Raw genomic sequence first — 16,658 nt, 5'->3', positions numbered from 1 at the left:
AATCGAGAATAGAAAAGTTGAGTCTAAAACCGATTTTTATTCTCGTTTTCCTCTTGCAATGTTTTACAAAAGTTGAACAATTCCTAAAAACGCTCTTAAACTCAAATCAAAATTCCCAAATTTAGAAATAGCGATCGCCCCCGATTACATTAAACTCTATAAATAATCCTGTTATTGTTTTTCATCTCAAACTATGTCCGAACTTCCTCCCCTCAATACCGATACCATTTGGGCAATTCTCAACGAAAAACTCGACGATGCGACCGTCAATCAACTGCTTTGGTATCATCTCGGTTATCGCTACAACGGAGATACCCAAACTTGGGATAATAGCAACGTTGAACCCGCTTGGCAAGAGGAATATCCCGAACCCCCAGACTTTATAGACAGTCGTCCCGCCACCGTCAAATTAACCCGTTCTATCCCCAAAGAATACAAGCAATTGTTAAAAGAAGAATTGGGGTTTACCGGATACAAAGTCGGCGAATTTACCCCCGCCCAAGCCCGCCGAGCCACAGCCGCCAACTGGTTACTCGCCAAAATGAAACCAAATTAAATAGTCACACTGTAGGGGCGGGTTCTGAGTTAATGGATGTCTTCCCCGACTCAACCTAGCTAAACCCGCCCCCACCTCACCGACAGCCAACAGGGGGCGAGTTTACATCAGTTATTTGTGGGTAATATTTGTGGCTAACATCAGCCAATTGCTAATACAGTCACACTGTAGGGGCGGGTTCTGAGTTAATGGATGTCTTCCCCGACTCAACCTAGCTAAACCCGCCCCCACCTCACCGACAGACAACAGGGGGCGAGTTTACATCAGTTATTTGTGGGTAACAAACGCCGATTACAGAACCCGCCGCTACAGCCACAGCCAACAGGGGGCGGGTTTATATCAGTTGAGAGTAGGAAATGATCAATCTAGGCACCAAGCCGCCGCTACAAACGCGAAACCCAAAACCCAACACCCGAAACCTGTAAACTGTTATCAAATCTTGACCGTTCGGTAGATTACGGCTCTCCTCACTGTATCGTAGTTTAAAATAACGGTACAGTAATAATAACGAACAAGTACACAAAAATTTACACCGATCAGATAAAAAAAACCCCCTCTGATCTCTAGCCACTCCGTACAGGAGAAGCCATAAGCTCTATAGGTGGAACCGAAACATCATGTTTGAATACTTTTCAGATAAAGCCATTAAAGTTGTGATGCTGTCTCAAGAAGAGGCACGTCGCTTAGGACACAATTTTGTCGGTACCGAACAACTGCTGTTAGGCATACTGGGAGAAGGAACCAGTGTCGCCGCTAAACTCTTGTCTGATAGAGGCGTAACCCTCGAAGACGCACGGCGAGAAGTTGAATCAATTATCGGACGAGGTTCGGGTTTTATTCCCGCTGAAATCCCCTTCACACCCCGAGCCAAACGGGTTTTTGAAGGTTCGCTGCAAGAAGCTCGCCAACTGGGAAACAACTACATCGGTCCCGAACACATCTTATTAGGATTATTGCAGGACGAAGAGGGAGTCGCCGCAAAAGTTCTGGAAAATTTTAGCATTGACCGCTCCAAACTCCGCACCGATATCATTAGGGCTTTGGGAGAAGAAAATGCGACAACGGTTTCAGCAGGCGGTCGAACATCAGGAAACAAACGCACCGTCACCCTAGACGAATTTGGCACCAACTTAACCAAATTAGCCGCAGAAGGTAAACTCGATCCCGTCGTCGGTCGGGAACGGGAAATTGAACGGGTGATCCAAATTCTCGGACGCCGCACCAAAAATAATCCCGTCTTGGTCGGTGAACCCGGCGTCGGTAAAACGGCGATCGCCGAAGGTTTGGCCCAACGCATCGCCAAAGAAGACGTTCCCGACCTGTTGGCCGATAAACAAGTGATCGGCTTGGATATGGGATCGTTGGTAGCGGGAACCCGCTTTCGGGGCGAATTTGAAGAACGACTGAAAAAAATCGTCGAAGAAGTGCGCGCAGCCGGTAATATTATCCTGGTGATCGACGAAATTCACACCATCGTCGGCGCCGGGGCGATAGAAGGCAGCATGGACGCCGCCAATATGCTTAAACCCGCCCTCGCACGCGGAGAATTACAGTGTTTGGGTGCAACCACCCTCGATGAATACCGCAAGCATATCGAACGGGATGCGGCGTTAGAACGTCGTTTTCAACCCGTAATGGTGGGCGAACCCAGCGTCGAAGATACGGTAGAAATTCTGTTTGGGTTGCGTCCGGCTTACGAACAACACCACAGACTCACCATTTCCGATCAGGCGCTGTACGCCGCAGCCACCTTATCCCACCGTTACATTAGCGATCGCTTCTTACCCGATAAAGCCATCGATTTAATTGACGAAGCCGGTTCTCGCGTGCGGGTGATGAACTCCAAACCCTCTCCCGAAACTCAAGAACTGAAGCGGGAATTGTCCGATATTATCCGCCAAAAAGAAGAATCCGTCAAAAATCAGGACTTTGAGAAAGCAGGCTCACTCCGCGATCGCGAAATCGAACTCAAAGACCAAATTGAAGCGGTTGCCAAAGAAAAACAGGCGGAAAAACCCGCCCTGCAACTGATGGTCACCGAAGAAGATATCGCCGAAATCTTAGCGGCGTGGACCAGTATTCCGGTCAGCAAACTTACCGAGTCCGAGTCTCAGAAATTGCTGAACATGGAAGACACCCTGCACCAGCGCCTCATCGGTCAAGATGAAGCCGTTAGCGCGGTTTCCCGAGCCATTCGACGGGCGCGAGTCGGCTTGAAGAACCCCAACCGTCCGATCGCCAGTTTCGTCTTCTCAGGGCCTACAGGGGTTGGGAAAACCGAGTTAACTAAAGCGTTGGCGGCCTATTTCTTCGGTTCGGAAGAAGCGATGATCCGCTTGGATATGTCCGAATTTATGGAACGTCACACGGTATCCAAGTTAATTGGTTCGCCTCCCGGATACGTTGGGTTTGACGAAGGCGGACAGTTAACCGAAGCGGTGCGGCGTCGTCCTTACACGGTTGTGTTGTTCGACGAGATCGAAAAAGCGCATCCCGACGTGTTTAATATGTTGCTGCAAATTCTCGAAGACGGACGGTTAACCGACGCCAAAGGACGGACTGTTAGCTTCAAGAACACCTTGATTATTATGACCTCTAATATCGGGTCGAAAGTGATCGAAAAAGGTGGCGGCGGAATTGGGTTTGAAATGGCAGCGCCGGGAGAAGACGTGCAGTATAATCGCATTCGCAACTTGGTGAATGAAGAATTGAAGCAATATTTCCGTCCTGAGTTTCTCAACCGTTTGGATGAAATTATTGTTTTCCGTCAGTTACAACGGGAAGAAATTCGTCAAATTGCCGATATTATGTTGCGCGAAGTCTTCAAGCGTCTGCGCGAAAAAGATATGACTCTGGAAGTGACCGAGAAATTCAAAGAACATCTGATTGAAGTGGGTTACGATCCGAGTTACGGCGCCAGACCGATGCGCCGCGCGGTGATGAACCTGTTGGAAGATGCGCTCGCCGAAGCGATGTTATCCGGCGTTTTAACGGAAGGACACCATGCGGTTGTTGACATCGACGAGGAAGGAAAAGTTAAAATTTCTCCCGCCGAACGCAAGCCAGAAGATGCACCGGAGTACGCCGTTTCAACTCACCGTTAATTCATCATTTTGAATTAATCTGAATTAATTTTAGGCGACATCTGTACAGGTGTCGCTTATTTTTTTTTAGGATGTCGAATATGATATCATGTCCGACTAATCAATAATTATTCTGTAGGGGCGGGTTCGACCGCAGTCTTGACTACTACTCCGAAATTTACATAAACCCGCCCCCACCCCCATAACACTCTCCTCCACATTTGGAAATCGCTAGAAAGGAGATGCGCGAAGTTTTAGTTGCTAAAATTGAGGATAATTTAGATAAAATATTAAAAGAGCAAGTTGAATATGAGACAAGTAATTTTATATCGAGATGAAGATGGTTATTGGATTGTAGAGTGTCCCAGTCTTAAAGGTTGTGTTAGTCAGGGAAAAACCAAAGAGGAAGCACTATTAAATATTAAAGAAGCGATCGCGGGTTATATTGCGGCGTTGGAAGAAGATGGCTTGTTTAATTCTCAGGTGCATCCCAGTTAAATTGTTATTGATAAAATCATTAACTTAACGGTTTGACGCACCCGACCAACTTACTATGTAGGGTGGGTCAGAATTAGCAAATTCTTGATAATATCGTTAACTTAACGGTCTGACCCACCCTACTTATTATTTTTGAACACCTTGTAGGGTGGGTCAGAATTAGCAAATTCTTGATAATATCGTTAACTTAACGGTCTGACCCACCCTACTTATTATTTTTGAACACCTTGTAGGGTGGGTCAGTTTAACAAAATTGTTGATGAAATCGTTAACTTAACGGTCTGACCCACCCTACTTATTATTTTTGAACACCTTGTAGGGTGGGTCAGTTTAACAAAATTGTTGATGAAATCGTTAACTTAACGGTCTGACCCACCCTACTAAGTTTATAGATATTGCTTCAGAATATACACCAAAACCATACAAAATTCTGTATATTTGCCTTCATTATCCGTTGTTTTAAATCCTGCTATCAGGACGAATAGATACACTTGCTTTTACCAATTCGGGTTCATCATCGCCAATTTCTGCTGCTATTTCTTGCTGCATTGCTTTGGCTTTTTCTAAATCTCCATCGTTAATCACTCTAAATAATTCCAGCAATTTTTCTTTGATTTCTAAAGGACGTTCTGGAACTCCCATTAAATCTTCTAAAATTCGATTGCTATCTCGACCAAACGAACTTTCTGGGTGTTTGGCAATAATATCATCATCCATTTTTTCTAAAATATAAATGCTTTCGGGTTGAACTTGACTGACGATCTGAGGGGAATGAGTGGTAACAATAAATTGACACTTGGGAAAGGTTTGTGTTAATAATTGAAGGATTCTACGCTGCCAACTCGGATGAAGATGTTGTTCAATTTCATCGATTAAAACTACCGCACTTCCTTCTAAGGGTAGGGCGCGAGAAGGTTGACTAATTGCCAAACGTCTGGCTAAATCTCCCGCCATTGCTAACAAACTTTTTTCACCATCGGAAAGGCGATCGACAATGATTTCTTCGCCGTGTTTTAGAATAGTCATTCGCAAGTAAGGTTTACGCCGAACCCTCAAATCATCAAATTCTTCGCCAAGAATAGAATAAATGGCTTGTCTAACAGCTTCTAGTTGGCGATCGCGATATTCAATATTATCCCGTCGTTCTTCGTTTTCGGTTTCTTCCAATGCTCTAAACCACTTAAAAAAGCTATCAAAACTGACTTGAACACCTGTTAAAGCTTGTTCATAAGCTTCTACTTGTCTAAATTTGTAACCATCTTCAATGTCTAAAGGAATATCAAGCACACCTCGGTTAACGGGGTAATAAACTGCAAGAGGAATATTTGCTTTTGGATCTTCTTTCCACTGGTTACGGATGCGAAGAGCAATTGCTTCTAGCTGATCTTGTTCACTAACTTCATTTTGATCTGTAGTCCGATCTCTTCTGAAAGAACGCCTTACTGAACCAGTATTTCTAGGTTTTTTTCCCTCTTCTAAAAACCAATTAATCTCATCTTTTTCTTGCTCTATTGAAAATTGAACTTCGATCCGCGTCTTTTGAGACTCATTTTTAAAGTCTGAAGGTTCAAAATATCTTCCTTCTGAAAAATTTCTTTTTTCTGTTGTAAATGTTGATACATATTTGGCATCAGGATCGTACTGTATCCAAGCTAACAACCAAGATAACAAAATAGCAATACAGTCAAGAATACTTGATTTACCAACGCCGTTAATACCGATGAAAACTGTTAAATTCTGTTCGTCAAAGGTTAATGTTAAATCACGAATCCCTCGAAATGATGTAATTTTTAATTGTTTGACTCTCATCGGTTAACATTTCCTTTTGAATAAATTGAGAGGTCAATTTAGATTTATTGTAGGGTGGGTCAGAATTCACAAATTATTGATAAAATCGTTAAGTTAACGGTCTGACCCACCCTACTTATTATTTTTGAACACCCTGTAGTAGGGTGGGTCAGAATTCACAAATTATTGATAAAATCGTTAAGTTAACGGTCTGACCCACCCTACTTATTATTTTTGAACACCCTGTAGGGTGCATCAGAGTTAAATTGTTATTGATAATATCGTTAACTTAACGGTCTGACCCACCCTACTATTTAGACGTTTAGTAGTAGTCTTGAACGGCTTTAACTTCCACGGACTCCGACTTCAACGAACGGATCGCCGCAATAGTTGCTTTCGCCCCCGCTATTGTTGTAATAATGGGGATTTTGTACGCTAACGCCGTCCGACGAATTAATATTCCGTCCGCCCTTGCTTCTTCCCCGGATGGGGTAATAATTGCGAGTTGAACGTTTTGATTTTTCATCGCATCCAACACGTGGGGGCGCCCTTCATGGAGTTTTAATTCTAAATCGACTTTAACGCCGTGTTCCCACAATACCCGACGAGTTCCCATTGTTGCGGTGACTTTAAATCCTAATTCGATAAAATCTCGCACAATTGGAACTACCGCCATTTTATCCCGATCATTCATCGAAACGAATACCGTTCCCGATAGGGGTAACAGTTGACTCGCCGCAAGTTCTGCTTTGGCAAACGCTTTCCCAAAGTCGGTATCGATTCCCATGACTTCCCCGGTTGAACGCATTTCCGGCCCCAATAATACGTCGGTTCCGGGGAATTTTGCAAACGGAAGAACGGCTTCTTTTACCGATACATAGGTGGGAACTTTTTCTTCGGTAAATTCCAACTCTTTTAACGTCTTACCGGACATCACCAAAGACGCCATTTTTGCCAACGGAACTCCGATCGCTTTCGACACAAACGGAACGGTTCGAGACGCCCGAGGATTCGCTTCTAAAATGAACACTTGTTCGCCTTGTACCGCAAACTGAATATTCATCAAACCGATAACTTTTAACGCCTTTGCTAACTCAATGGTTTGGCGTCGTATGGTTTCAATTGCGCTTTTTGGCAGGGTTTGATAGGGTATAGAACAGGCCGAATCTCCCGAGTGAACCCCGGCTTGTTCGATGTGTTCCATAATCCCACCGATGACGACTTCTCCGGTATGATCGGCGATCGCATCGACATCAACTTCGATCGCATTTTCTAAGAACTTATCGACCAAAATTGGATGATCCGGTTCAACTTGTACCGCAAACATCATATAACGTTCCAAGTCTTCATCGGAGAAAACAATTTCCATCGCCCGTCCCCCCAAAACATAAGAAGGACGCACAACAACCGGATAACCAATTCGACTCGCTACGGCTAAAGATTCTTCAAAACTGCGAGAAATTCCATTCGGCGCCTGTTGAATGTTTAATTCCCGCAAAATCTTTTCAAACCGTTCTCGATCTTCTGCGGCGTCAATAGAGTCGGGTGAGGTTCCCCAAATTTTCAGATCGGGATTTTTCTCGGCGTTGGCTTCGAGATATTTTTGCAGCGGAACCGCCAATTTTAGGGGCGTTTGTCCGCCAAACTGAATGATAATTCCAACTGGTTTTTCCGCCTCTATAATATTGATTACGTCTTCTTTGGTCAGCGGTTCAAAGTAAAGGCGATCGCTGGTATCGTAGTCTGTAGAAACCGTTTCCGGGTTGGAATTGACCATGATGGTTTCGTAGCCATTCGCCCGCAACGCATAGGACGCATGACAACAACAATAGTCAAATTCGATCCCCTGTCCGATGCGATTTGGACCGCCTCCGAGAATCATTACTTTCGGTTTTTCCGAGGGTAAAATCTCATCTTCTTCCCAATAGGTAGAATAGTAATAAGGCGTTCTAGATTCAAATTCCGCCGCGCAGGTATCCACCATTTTGTAAATCGGTTTAACCGTCAATTGTAAACGGTAAGCCCGAACTTCATCTTCGGTGGTTTTGGTGGCATAAGCAATTTGGCGATCGCTAAATCCCAAACGTTTAACCGCCAAAAGTTGATCCGCATCCAACTGTTTCAACGGCGTCCGTTTGAGGAATTTCTCAGTTTCTAAAAGCTGTTGGAACTTATCTAAAAACCAGGGATCAATTCCCGTCAGTTCGTAGATTTCCTCCACCGACATTCCCAACATCAAAGCGTGTCGAACCACCAAAATTCGTTCCGGGTGAGGCGTTCGTAAAGACCCCGCAATATTATCCAAACTGGGTAATTTTTCAGCGCGATCGCATCCCCAACCCGATAAACCGGTTTCCAGACTTCGCAGCGCTTTTTGGAAGGACTCGCAGAACGTTCCCCCTATTGCCATTGCTTCGCCCACAGACTTCATTTGAGTGGTTAAAGTGGGTTGAGAACCGGGAAACTTTTCAAAGGCGAAACGGGGAATTTTAGTGACGACATAATCTATCGTTGGTTCAAAAGAAGCGGGGGTTTTTTTGGTAATGTCGTTCTTAATTTCATCAAGCGTATAACCCACCGATAATTTTGCCGCAAATTTGGCAATGGGAAATCCGGTCGCCTTAGAAGCCAAAGCAGAAGAACGAGAAACACGGGGGTTCATTTCAATAACAATTACATCCCCGTTAACCGGATTAATAGCAAACTGAATATTAGATCCGCCCGTTTCAACCCCAATTTCTCGAATAATTTTAATTGCGGCATCCCGCAGGCGTTGATATTCTTTATCGGTGAGAGTTTGTGCGGGTGCAACGGTGATCGAATCTCCCGTATGAACCCCCATCGGGTCAATATTTTCAATCGAACAGATAATCACCACATTATCTGCAAGATCTCGCATGACTTCGAGTTCAAATTCTTTCCAACCAATCAACGATTGTTCAACCAAAATTTGAGAAACCGGAGACGCATCTAAACCCCCACTGGCGAGTTCTTCGTATTCTTCTTGGTTGTAAGCAATACCGCCACCGGTTCCGCCCATTGTAAACGCCGGACGAATAATCAAAGGATAAGAGCCAATTTTGTGGGCTACAGCCCGGGCTTCTTCCATATTACTGGCAATTCCAGACGGACAACAAGCAACACCAATGCGTTCCATTGCTTCTTTAAAAAGCTGTCTGTCTTCGGCTTTTTCAATGGCTTCTAATTTGGCGCCAATTAACTCAACGCCGTATTTATCAAGAACTCCATTTTTCGCCAACGCCACAGCCAGGTTCAGTGCAGTTTGTCCCCCCATCGTGGGAAGCAGGGCGTCGGGGCGTTCTTTTTCGATTACTTTTTCGACAATTTCGGGAACGAGGGGTTCGATGTAGGTTCGTTCCGCCGTTTCGGGGTCGGTCATAATGGTTGCGGGGTTGGAGTTGACCAACACCACTTCGTATCCTTCCTCTCGCAGCGCTTTACAGGCTTGGGTTCCAGAGTAGTCGAACTCGCAGGCTTGTCCGATAACAATTGGGCCAGAACCTAAGAGTAGGATTTTATGCAGATCGTCGCGTCGAGGCATAATTTTTCCTGATGGATTAGTAAGATCGAGTTATTCGTTGGTTGTCAATCATAACTCGCCATTGTCAGGGTAATGGTTTGGCTTAACACTTACTGTAGCTTTTGAGGCAATGGAAGAAGGGAATAGGTGATGGAGTCCAGGGGGTGTAGGGGGAGGGGGGAAGATTGATAATTGATGTTTCGGTGAGCGAGGAAGTCCCAGAGCGGGGTAAAATGACTACACGAAGGAATCTATCACGTTTGGGGATCGGTTATGCCAAAGCCTAGTTCATTTGCAGTTTACCTGATGCTGGAAGGGGGACATCGGGAAGAAATCAAATTTTCCAAGCTTGAGGAGTTTCAGGTTTGGTACAGCAAGGTTTTGATTCCCAACCACGACTCTAACGAGTTTATTAACGTTCCCTTGAAGATGGTGCAAGGGGAGTACAAAGAATATATGGTTGTTCGTCCTTCGAGTATTAAAGCGATACGAGTTGAACCGATTTTTACTACTTCTATCGACCGGGATGAAGTGGAGTAATATCAATCAATATTCGCTGTTTTTGATCCGCTATTAATAATCATAAAACCATGAACAACGAACAAGTTTTAACTCAGGTGATTGGCGTTGATTTGGGCGGATCGGCGATTAAATTGGGACGGTTCGATGCGTTGGGAAATTGTCATCAGTCTTTAACGGTTCCGACTCCCCAACCCGCAACGCCGGAAGCGGTTTTTTCAGTTTTGTTAGAGGGTTTATCACAAATTACTGAAAATGTCAAGTCTGTTGGCGGAATTGGCATCGGTTTGCCGGGGCCGGTGGATGCTTCCGGGCGCATTTCTCAGATTGCCATTAACCTCAAAAATTGGCAAAATGTGCCGTTAGCCAATTGGGTAGAAGCTAAAACCAACTTGTCTGTAGTAATGGCAAATGATGCCAATTGTGCGGGGTTGGGAGAGGCTTGGTTGGGGGCGGGACGTCGGTTTAAAGATTTGATTTTGTTAACGTTAGGAACGGGTGTCGGTGGGGCGATTATTCTTAACGGTGAATTATTTGTTGGGCGAAATGGAACTGCGGGAGAATTGGGATTAATTACGTTAAATTTTGACGGCCCGATTTGTAATAGCGGAAATCGGGGTTCTTTAGAACAGTATGCCTCCATTCAAGCGATTCGTCGAGAAACGGGTTTAGAACCGGCCGAACTCGCTGCCAAAGCAAAATCGGGCGATACAAACGCGATAGAATATTGGCAACAGTACGGTCAAAGATTGGGCGCAGGTTTAGCGAGTTTAATTTATATTTTAACCCCAGAAGCGATTATTTTGGGCGGTGGAATTAGTGCGGGTGCTGAGTTTTTTTTACCGAGTACAATTGCAGAAATTGAACGGCGAGTGTTGGCGAGTTCCCGTCAGGATTTACAAGTGTTAATAGCAGAATTAGGCAATCAAGCCGGTGCTATTGGTGCGGCTAAATTAGCGCTCGATACTTTTGTTTTAAAACAATAATTTTTATCACAACCGTAGGGTGAATCAGATTTTTCAGTTAATAATTTAATTGAGAGGTTTCGGGTCCGATGCACCCTACCAATCTAATTTTTATCACAACCGTAGGGTGCATCAGATTTTTCAGTTAATAATGTAATTAATAGTTCTCGGGTCTGATGCACCCTACCAATCTACTGAGAATATTTGTAAGGTGGGTGACATTCGAGAATTGTCGGAAAAAACCCCAAGATTAATTCTGTCACCCACCCTACCCCTGAGAACATTTGTTGGGTGGATAACATTCGAGAATTATCGGAAAAAACCCCAAGATTAATTCTGTCACCCACCCTACCCCAAAATGACAAAAAACCGTTTTTTGTTCGGTCAAATATCTGTTGGGGTGGGGCGGGTTTATTACAGTGATTTGTGAGATTTGAAAATTTTTGCGGAACCCGCCCCTACGGGTTGGATGGGATTGAATGTAGGGGCGGGTTCGATGAGATTTTTGTCACCCCAAATTAACGTTAATAAACCCGCCCCGTCACGGGAATCATTGGATGGGATTGAATGTATGGGTGGGTTCGACGAAATTTTTGTCACCCCAAATTAACGTTAATAAACCCGCCCCGTCACCAAACCCAAACGTCAAAAAACCGTTTATTTTATTTTGCAGGTTTGTGAGATTTAAACAATTTCAAACCCGTCAAACCCAAACCAACGGTTAACAACCCAAAAATTGAACCCGGTTCGGGAACAGGCTTAACCAAACCATCCCCACTCGCCAACAAAACAATTTCATCGCCCAAAACTCGGCGTTCGGTTCTAATTAAATTGTAATCGCTATCGAGAACCGGAAACACCTGAACCGGCGTTAACATAATCTTGGCAAACGCATTTTCATCTCCGGTCAAACGTTCAATATTAACCTCCAAATGGCCGTAATGTTTCCCGCCTTCAACCAACTGTAAAACCCCATCCACTTCTTGCCAAAATTCCGGTTCATCTTGGTCAGCCGACCATTGACCAAATTCGTTATACTTTAATAACTCTCCATTCTCATCTGTACGTTCGCCCCGCAAACCATCCCCCGCAACACCAACATCATAATAATTAACCCCAATACCATCATTATCTTCATCAACAAAACTGCGTTCAAACATCTCGCTGTGACCCGAGAAAACCGCAGAAACGCCATATTTTTCAAATAAAGGATGGTACTGACGCATCGGAGTTCCGCCCTGACCCGAAGAATTTTCGTGGTTCATCGGCAGTCCGTGAGTCCCGTTAGAATAGGGAACGTGATGAAACTGTACAAAAACAATTTGACCTTTTTCGCGGGCATCTTTTAACTGTGCTTCCGCCCAATTCCACTGGGTACTTCCGGGATTAAAATCCGCCAAGTCGGTACCGCCAACCGCTTCGTATTCTTCCCGCGTAATATTCTCCTGAGTATCCGTACCCGAACCCGTGTATTCCCGTCCGCTAATTTGGGGCGGTTGTCCTTCTCCCCCGTAGTTGCTGCGACTGTCATCGGGTTCGCCGTTGGAACTGTCGAGGGTAATAATAGTAACGGGGCCGTAGTCAACGCGATAATAGTTGTCTTGATGTTCGGGTGTACCATTTTCGGGGGCGTCGAAGTAAACGTGGTACTTGTCCCGGGCAAATTTGGGGCCGAAACGTCCGTCGGCGTCAAACCCATAACCCCCGTTGAGGGCGCCGAAGTTTTCCCAGTTGCCGAGGGCGGGTAATATCGGATATTGGGAGAGTCCGCTATCAAACTCGCCGGCATTGTGGCGGAAAAATTCATCCCAACCGGGTTGATAACCTCCACCCTGAACCAAGTCACCCGGCATCATCAAAAAGTTCGGGTTGCGGCTGTTGATAACTTCCAGGTTGTTTCTGTAGCCTTCGGTTTCGGTTAACGCATATAACAGTCTGCTTCCGGTTGTCCCGAAGGTTTCCGCCCACTGGCTGTTAACGGGGTCGGGACGTTCGGCGGAACCGGGGGCGAGGGCGCCCTGTTGCCAGTCCCGGCTGTTAACCCGCCCAAAGGGTTCGGTTTCGCTGTCGGATAACGCGATAAACCGAATATTACTCCAGTCGTCTGCGGTGGGGGCGGTTGTAAAGGTGGAGTTGAAGATATTGTCGCCGACGGTAACGGAATAATTGTAGGTCTTGTTGGGGAGGAGTCCGCGAACGTCTGCGGTGTGTTTGTAGTTGGTATCGCCGAGTAGCCAAGACCCCGGTTCTAAACCGTCAATTTCTTGATTTTTCTCGGCTTCGGTGTAGGATAGCAGGGGTTCAAAGGTGGGGGTACTGGTTAAGGTGAGGGGACTGGTTAACCCCGGACCGCTAATGCTGAGGGTTCCGCTAACGTTTTCTTCGGTAAACCAGGTAAAGTACATCCCATCGGAGGAGGGTTGCTGTAAGTAGGGGTTGACTCGCAAAGTTGCGGCATGAGTAGGGTCCGGACTCATTAATCCTATTCCGATAGAAATAACTGAAATCGCTTGAGAGAATAATATTCTTTTGGATAGATGCGTCATCTTTTTTACGGTTAGTAATGTTAACAGGTTTGAGGGTGGAAATTCTGGGGTTCAAGGGCTGAATTATAGATATACAGGGCAGTCTACCCCGATTTACCTATAGCAACGGTGATGAGTCTAGGGCTTTAAGGTAAAAATGGGGTTAAATATTTGCTAAGGATTGATGTTTTTACGAAAGCTTTATATTGATTTTAATTTATAGGTGGGAATATGAAGCTGCAACCCTAAAACGGTCCGATACAGGGGAAGTCAACAGATGCCATACCCCATCTGTACGGGTCGATAGGCTCTAGGATATACAACGAAAGAAGTAATTTTTCAAGAGTTTGACATATTTTGTAAAATTTTCGTTACAATGGTTAACGTAATGGACAAACCTGGCTGTCTGACTGGGAAATGCAGTTCAGACGTTCAGTTAACTGCTCACAGAGGTTTAACGATGGATAACCAAAATCAAAACAATCAAAACTCAAATATTTCCTTAGAACAAGAGTTCCAAGTACAGTCTTTTGCTCGCAAGGTAGAAACAATTTCTCAGGATGAAGCAAAACAACTTTTAGTTGATTTATATAAAAGTACCATCATTCGTGAAAATCTGTTCCGCGAGATTATTAAAGAATCTTGGGGTATTGATAAAGACATCACAGAAGCTCTGGAAATAGGCTAAGGTTTGATTTTCGGAGGAAATTCAACCTTTCGCTCAATTTTTTGAGGAATGAATGATGCACGATACAATGCTGTAGAGGAAAGTTATATCGCCTGTAAAAATATCGCATATCCTAAATTCATCAGCTAACTTATTCGGTGTAGCACGATGTTTTCAATGAATGAAAGTTAGGTTATTTCAAAGCAGGATAGAAATCCGGGGTTAACTTCCTCTACAGCAATAAGTTTTCATAAGTTATCAAAAATTTGCTTTCCACTCAAACGCCACGAAATAGCCATGATACTTTTAGCTACACTTCTCGTTTTAATTTGGGCTTTTCTTCTGCTGTTGAATCGCTTTTGTAGTGATTTGACAAGTTAGGATTTTTTCACACTCAAATTTATGTCTCTTGAAAGCCAATCTGTTCATAATCTTCAAAAATTATCCCAACTGGGGAAGGGATTCTACGAGCAATTTTTATCTTTAATCGTTTATTCTAACCTTTGGGTTGCTGCGGGAATCGCTTCTCTGGTCTTTTTTGTCCAAACCGCCCTCAATCTCCCGATAGATTGGCATCCTGCTGTTTTCCTCTTGGCTGCGGCTTTAATTCCCTACAACTTGGACCGAATTGTTGACTCTTACGTTCAAAAAAGTCTCGATTCAAAAGAACAGTATTTTGTGAGAAAACCGGGAAGTTTATTTTTAGCCTCGGCTGCAATTTTGACTTTTGTATTCTTATTATATCGGGCGCCTGCATCGGTTCAACGGGTAAGTTGGGCCGGACTTTTACCCTTGAGTTATGGGGTGCCGTTGTTCCCTTTCCAACAACAGGGAAATTTAAACTGGTATCGCCCTAAAGATATACCGGGAATTAAGGCTTGGATTGTTTGCGGGGTGATTACTTATGCTTTGATTGCTGTACCTTTGGCTTATGCCGGGGTGAGTTTTAACTATTTTACCGCCTTAGTTGCGTTCTTTTTGTTAATATTTGTCGGAACCAATTCCCATTTATTTGATATTCGAGATATAGAATCTGACCGAGAAAAAGGGGTGCGAACTTTACCTTTCATTATTGGGATTCGAGGAACCCGTATTTTTTGGACGGGGTTAAATTTAATTCTGCTATTGGTTGCGGGTTGGAGTTGGACTCAACCGATTTCGATTTTGTCTCCAGTTGTTGTAATTCCTTGTATTTTGTTAAACTTGATTGCCATTTGGACGGTAACGCCCGAAACCCCCCGAAATGTTTATAACATTGTGTTGGATGGTTACTTGTTTTTACCGGGTTTATTAACTTTAATCGTGGGTGTAATCACACCAAATGTTTCAACTACTTTTTAGCTTTCCAAGTTCCGCCATAAACATAATTGGGGTTATCTTGGCTAATTTTTTCCCAACAACAACGACAAACAAACACCCACCGATGGGATTCATCGTATTGAACCCGATAAAGTACGGGTTGAAACTGTTGACAGAGCGTACAAGCTTTTTGACGTAAACGACCCATTGTTTCCCTCGAATTTGGACTTCGTTGAAGTTATAATATACAATAAAATAAACGTCAAAAGGATTTTCAAACCGATTTTATGTCAATTCCTCAACTTTGTTCTATTCAAGTGGGTTTACCTAAAACAATCGGTGTAGAAGCAGCAACTAACCCGATGGAGGGTTCTTGGTCTACCGGATTTTTTAAAGAACCGATTCAAGGATTAATTTGGCTTGGAAAAACGAACTTGGTTGGTGATGGTCAAGCGGACTTGAAAAATCACGGGGGTGTTGATAAAGCTGTTTTGGGTTATGCTGCGGAACACTATCCCACTTGGAGAAAGAGTTTAAATCAAATTCAAGATAAAATTAATTTTCCCTACGGTGCTTTTGGGGAGAATTTTACCATTGGCGGACAAAGGGAAACATCGGTTTGTATTGGTGATATTTATCAAGTCGGCGAAGCCAAAATTCAGGTGTCTCAACCTCGAAAACCCTGCTGGAAATTATCTCGCCGTTGGGGAATTGATGATTTAGCTTTAGAAGTGCAAAAAACCGGACGTACAGGTTGGTATTTTCGAGTTTTGAAAGAAGGTTATGTTCAATCGGGTTTACCATTAATATTAAGCGACCGCCCTTTTCCCGAGTGGACAGTTGCTCAGGCTAATGACATCATGTATAATCGTTGTACCGATCCCGATGTCAAAAGAAAACTGGCAACTTGTCCTTTATTATCTGCTAATTGGCAAGAAAAACTCTTGAATTCTATAAAATAATAACTCATTTACACCCAGCTTTTCATTAACCCTCTATACCCCTATAATTTCATCACCTGCCCAAATAACATTATAGGATAAAATTGCCGAAGCTATTGCTCCGATGGATGATCTACTTCTAGGATAAACAAATAAACCGATAGCAATGAAACTGCAACAGTAGAACTCAATCCGAAAAGGCTAATAGCTAGAGCGATAGTCATGGTAATCATGTGCGTGATTTGGGTTGGTTGTCGTAATTTATTAAAGATTTCT

12 protein-coding genes are annotated in these 16,658 nt (G+C 44.0%); 8 read left to right on the top strand and 4 right to left on the bottom strand.

The window, feature by feature from the left end:
• Positions 1-193 precede the first annotated feature (193 nt).
• The 3 genes from ACL6C3_RS03305 (at position 194) to ACL6C3_RS03295 (ending at position 4,137) form a co-directional block, all read left to right on the top strand.
• Positions 194-556 carry a DUF1823 family protein gene (locus ACL6C3_RS03305; protein ID WP_413165317.1) on the top strand — a complete coding sequence of 121 codons (363 nt, stop codon included), beginning with the start codon at positions 194-196 and terminating at the stop codon, positions 554-556.
• A 617-nt stretch (positions 557-1,173) separates the two neighbouring features.
• On the top strand, positions 1,174-3,660 hold the full coding sequence (locus tag ACL6C3_RS03300; protein ID WP_413165315.1) for an ATP-dependent Clp protease ATP-binding subunit: 2,487 nt from the start codon (positions 1,174-1,176) through the stop codon (positions 3,658-3,660).
• A 288-nt stretch (positions 3,661-3,948) separates the two neighbouring features.
• Entirely contained in the window at positions 3,949-4,137 is a 189-nt protein-coding gene (locus tag ACL6C3_RS03295) for a type II toxin-antitoxin system HicB family antitoxin (RefSeq protein WP_413165313.1), read from the top strand.
• 459 nt (positions 4,138-4,596) lie between these two features.
• On the opposite strand, the gene ACL6C3_RS03290 is transcribed toward ACL6C3_RS03295, so the two are convergent.
• Both ACL6C3_RS03290 and carB read right to left on the bottom strand, forming a co-directional pair.
• On the bottom strand, positions 4,597-5,946 hold the full coding sequence (locus ACL6C3_RS03290) for an AAA family ATPase (protein ID WP_413165311.1): 1,350 nt from the start codon (positions 5,944-5,946) through the stop codon (positions 4,597-4,599).
• A gap of 301 nt (positions 5,947-6,247) precedes the next feature.
• Entirely contained in the window at positions 6,248-9,487 is a 3,240-nt protein-coding gene (carB, locus tag ACL6C3_RS03285) for a carbamoyl-phosphate synthase large subunit (protein ID WP_413165310.1), read from the bottom strand.
• Between the two features lie 252 nt (positions 9,488-9,739).
• Here carB and ACL6C3_RS03280 point away from each other — a divergent pair, with 252 nt between their 5' ends.
• A complete protein-coding gene (locus ACL6C3_RS03280; protein WP_413165308.1) occupies positions 9,740-10,006 on the top strand; it encodes a hypothetical protein in 267 nt (88 codons plus the stop codon).
• 50 nt (positions 10,007-10,056) lie between these two features.
• Positions 10,057-10,971, top strand: coding sequence for an ROK family protein (locus ACL6C3_RS03275; protein WP_413165307.1), 915 nt, complete (start codon positions 10,057-10,059; stop codon positions 10,969-10,971).
• A gap of 641 nt (positions 10,972-11,612) precedes the next feature.
• Here ACL6C3_RS03275 and ACL6C3_RS03270 read toward each other — a convergent pair.
• Complete coding sequence (locus ACL6C3_RS03270) at positions 11,613-13,496, bottom strand: metallophosphoesterase family protein (protein ID WP_413165305.1); 1,884 nt, start codon at positions 13,494-13,496, stop codon at positions 11,613-11,615.
• Between the two features lie 439 nt (positions 13,497-13,935).
• On the opposite strand from ACL6C3_RS03270, the gene ACL6C3_RS03265 reads away from it, so the two are divergent.
• Together ACL6C3_RS03265 and ACL6C3_RS03260 are read left to right on the top strand one after the other, a co-directional pair.
• Complete coding sequence (locus ACL6C3_RS03265; RefSeq protein WP_413165304.1) at positions 13,936-14,163, top strand: NblA/ycf18 family protein; 228 nt, start codon at positions 13,936-13,938, stop codon at positions 14,161-14,163.
• A gap of 381 nt (positions 14,164-14,544) precedes the next feature.
• Positions 14,545-15,483: a UbiA family prenyltransferase gene (locus ACL6C3_RS03260; protein ID WP_413165302.1), complete on the top strand. Its 939-nt coding sequence runs from the start codon at positions 14,545-14,547 to the stop codon at positions 15,481-15,483.
• Here the strand turns inward: ACL6C3_RS03260 and ACL6C3_RS03255 are convergent.
• On the bottom strand, positions 15,473-15,649 hold the full coding sequence (locus tag ACL6C3_RS03255) for a hypothetical protein (RefSeq protein ID WP_413165300.1): 177 nt from the start codon (positions 15,647-15,649) through the stop codon (positions 15,473-15,475). The two genes, ACL6C3_RS03260 and ACL6C3_RS03255, sit on opposite strands and share 11 nt — an antisense overlap.
• Positions 15,650-15,728: 79 nt before the next feature.
• Between ACL6C3_RS03255 and ACL6C3_RS03250 the strand changes: the two genes are divergently transcribed.
• Positions 15,729-16,403, top strand: a complete 675-nt coding sequence (locus ACL6C3_RS03250; RefSeq protein ID WP_413165298.1) for an MOSC domain-containing protein — start codon at positions 15,729-15,731, stop codon at positions 16,401-16,403.
• Positions 16,404-16,658 lie beyond the last annotated feature (255 nt).

Origin of the sequence: Capilliphycus salinus ALCB114379 (genome assembly GCF_047276495.1) — a bacterium.
Taxonomy (GTDB): domain Bacteria; phylum Cyanobacteriota; class Cyanobacteriia; order Cyanobacteriales; family Microcoleaceae; genus Capilliphycus; species Capilliphycus salinus.
This window is presented reverse-complemented; position numbering and strand designations above follow the sequence as displayed.

What these genes read in the sequence shown, in the direction of transcription:
- ACL6C3_RS03305 (WP_413165317.1), top strand. Translation starts at nt 194, where the DNA reads ATGTCCGAACTTCCTCCCCTCAATACCGATACCATTTGGGCAATTCTC.
- ACL6C3_RS03300 (WP_413165315.1), top strand. Translation starts at nt 1,174, where the DNA reads ATGTTTGAATACTTTTCAGATAAAGCCATTAAAGTTGTGATGCTGTCT.
- ACL6C3_RS03295 (WP_413165313.1), top strand. Translation starts at nt 3,949, where the DNA reads ATGAGACAAGTAATTTTATATCGAGATGAAGATGGTTATTGGATTGTA.
- ACL6C3_RS03290 (WP_413165311.1), bottom strand. Translation starts at nt 5,946, where the DNA reads ATGAGAGTCAAACAATTAAAAATTACATCATTTCGAGGGATTCGTGAT.
- carB (WP_413165310.1), bottom strand. Translation starts at nt 9,487, where the DNA reads ATGCCTCGACGCGACGATCTGCATAAAATCCTACTCTTAGGTTCTGGC.
- ACL6C3_RS03280 (WP_413165308.1), top strand. Translation starts at nt 9,740, where the DNA reads ATGCCAAAGCCTAGTTCATTTGCAGTTTACCTGATGCTGGAAGGGGGA.
- ACL6C3_RS03275 (WP_413165307.1), top strand. Translation starts at nt 10,057, where the DNA reads ATGAACAACGAACAAGTTTTAACTCAGGTGATTGGCGTTGATTTGGGC.
- ACL6C3_RS03270 (WP_413165305.1), bottom strand. Translation starts at nt 13,496, where the DNA reads ATGACGCATCTATCCAAAAGAATATTATTCTCTCAAGCGATTTCAGTT.
- ACL6C3_RS03265 (WP_413165304.1), top strand. Translation starts at nt 13,936, where the DNA reads ATGGATAACCAAAATCAAAACAATCAAAACTCAAATATTTCCTTAGAA.
- ACL6C3_RS03260 (WP_413165302.1), top strand. Translation starts at nt 14,545, where the DNA reads ATGTCTCTTGAAAGCCAATCTGTTCATAATCTTCAAAAATTATCCCAA.
- ACL6C3_RS03255 (WP_413165300.1), bottom strand. Translation starts at nt 15,649, where the DNA reads ATGGGTCGTTTACGTCAAAAAGCTTGTACGCTCTGTCAACAGTTTCAA.
- ACL6C3_RS03250 (WP_413165298.1), top strand. Translation starts at nt 15,729, where the DNA reads ATGTCAATTCCTCAACTTTGTTCTATTCAAGTGGGTTTACCTAAAACA.